This window comes from Streptococcus parasanguinis (assembly GCF_001578955.1).
Taxonomy (GTDB): Bacteria; Bacillota; Bacilli; order Lactobacillales; family Streptococcaceae; genus Streptococcus; species Streptococcus parasanguinis_U.
On the sequence record NZ_KQ969691.1, the window covers coordinates 249,800 to 252,384 of the forward strand.

Sequence of the window (2,585 nt, forward strand, 5' to 3'; positions counted from 1 at the left end):
CCCACTCTCTCTTCCATTATTCCTTCCAAAAGGTCAGGCTCTGAGTAAATCGGTAGTTTGAACTCTTGGTAGACACTGTCGTTTTGGGATACTTTTCCAGTAATTGTTGGATCTTGTACAAGCCAAGACCGCGGCCCTCTCCTTTACTCGAGTAGTCTTTTTCAAAAATTCTCGCTAACTCTATTTTTTCAGCTTTTGTACTATTTTCAACTATTAAGATGAGGGAGTTCGTCTCCTGAAGCATGGCAAGAGTCAGCTGGGGATCCTCTGATTCAAGACTCGCTTCGATAGCATTGTCACAAAGGATGGATAAGAAGGTGATGAAATCTAAAACCTCGATGAATAAATCACGAACTGGTTCATCGATCTCGACAGAGATCCCAATCCCTTTATTTTGAGCTTCCAATAATTTTGCGGACAGAACACTTTTTACAGCTGGATTTTCTATGTGACTGAGTTTGGCAATATCAAACTTACTATTGTAAAATTGCTGGCCACTCTCTCGAAGAACATTCTCATAGACTTCCCTGATCGCATTGAGGTCTTCGTGCTCAATACTTAATTTGAGACTGGTTAAAATATTCAGGTAATCATGACGAAAGGCACGAATCTCCCCGTAGAGCATTTCGACGTGTTGGCTATAGGTGGCTAACTCCTGCAGTTGCCTATCTTTTTGTTCCAGAATCTCTTGTTTCAATCGTTCTTTGGACACTGCATTGAAATACAAGAGCATCATAAAAAATAAGATCAAATAAATACTATTTAAATGTTCCCGTAAAGCATCTGCATGCGGAATAGCATCCTCAAAAACCACCAGACCTACAACACTGACTAAATACACAAACATAGAAAGATCCATTGGGAGTAAGAAACGATTAAAATACTGCCGTTGAAATCCTACTTTTAAATCCGTAAAATCTAGTTTTAACAATTTAGTGATTCCTATATAAACAGGAAAGACCAACAATTCAAGTAGAGCATCATACCAGCTGACAGATGCCTCATGAACAAGTACAATCCCGAGCATCGGAAAGACATAAAAGGCTAGGAGGCGCCCAATGAGACTCTCCATGACAACTGGGTAGAGCCCGTAAAAAATGTTCAAAAGGTGTCGTATGTTACGATTCCGATAGAAACTATAGGCAATAAATACTAAGAAATAGCCAAAAAAGCCTACCGGTGGCACAAGGGTAAAGACGACTGCAAAGAAGAAAGAGCACAAAAAGAGCCAGCGCCAAGCGAACTCTTGTCTACTGATATGACGATAGATCAGCATGCTGACGAAGAACTTTAAGTAATATATGAGAATATCTAGCAGCAATTTCTTCTCCCTTCTATTTTTTCAAAGCTTCTAGTAAGCCTCTATACTTGGTCCGTGAGATCAAGCAATTGTCCCCATTTTCAAAAAAAGCTTTCTTGGCTTCTTTATCAATCTTCGTAATATTTTGTGGATTCACCACAAAGGAGCGGTGGCACCGATACAAGCGGGGATCTGCTTTTTCGATATCGGTAATACTGGCGTAAAATTCTAATCGCTCATCCTTGGTGTGTAAAATAACCTTGTGAATGGTTGGAGACGTTTCAACATACAAAATCTTATTAAAGGGAACTTGTACACGCGCCATCGCACTCTCAAATGTAAAAGCATCTTGCGCAATCGTGGTCCCAGCTTGCTCCAAGGTATAGTCGATGGCCGAGTCGATTCTTTTTCTGAACTCTTCTTCGCTCAGCGTTTTATCAATAAAATCCAAGGCGGCTACTTTGTACTGAAAGGTAATGGGCATGAATTCAGAGTGAGTGGTGACAAAGACAATGGTCGCATGGGGGTCTTTCTTGCGAATCTCTTTTGCGATCTCTAGACCCTTTTTCTCCTCACCTTTAATCTCGATATCTAAGAAGAATAGGTGATGAGCGCCTCTCTCTGTGATAGCATCTAGCAACTGGCTTGACTTCCCAAACACTTCTGGCGCTTTGCATTGCAAGGATTTCTGAGTAATCAGTTCCTGCAAGACCGATTCGATTCGTGATTGCTGGATCCACTCATCTTCTAACACAAAAATCTTCAACAAAGTCTTCAATCCTTCCCCTCGACGAATATGTTCTATTTTACCATAAATAATAGCTGCTGAGCCATTCTTTCAAAGGAGACTCAAAAGGCATTCTATCTTTTTCTCTTTAACAAGAAAAAACTCTCCCGGAGGAATCCGGAAGAGCTTGCGCAAGGGGAATTTGAAAAATATTTTTTAATATGAAAAAGGTCGATAAAATCTACGCTATGTTCAAACTCTCATTTTACTAGCAGCGATATTACGATCAAGTTTTATTGTCAATAGACATGTATGTGGGAAGTTCTCCCCTTGCAACAATGTAGACCTGTGATCTACTCTTACTAGTATACACTAGAATTATTACAAAATCAGTTAATTTGTATTGCAATTTGTTGGCAAATATTCCTCCGCCTGAAAACACCACAAACGCTTGATTCCCAAGTATCTACACAAGTCCTCTTTAACTAGTATTTATCATTTCTGTTACAAAATTTAAAATAAAAATATTATTCCATAACAAATGAAAATCCCAAAGCA

The 2,585-nt window shown here is 39.4% G+C and carries 2 protein-coding genes; both read right to left on the minus strand.

The genetic code is table 11. The features are described from left to right. Positions 1–16 precede the first annotated feature (16 nt). The gene (locus tag SPADD19_RS07975; RefSeq protein WP_241496544.1) at positions 17–1,321 is read right to left on the minus strand and encodes a sensor histidine kinase; all 1,305 of its coding nucleotides are present in this window, start codon (positions 1,319–1,321) and stop codon (positions 17–19) included. Between the two features lie 13 nt (positions 1,322–1,334). Next, entirely contained in the window at positions 1,335–2,069 is a 735-nt protein-coding gene (locus SPADD19_RS07980; protein WP_061455768.1) for a response regulator transcription factor, read from the minus strand. Positions 2,070–2,585: the final 516 nt, after the last annotated feature.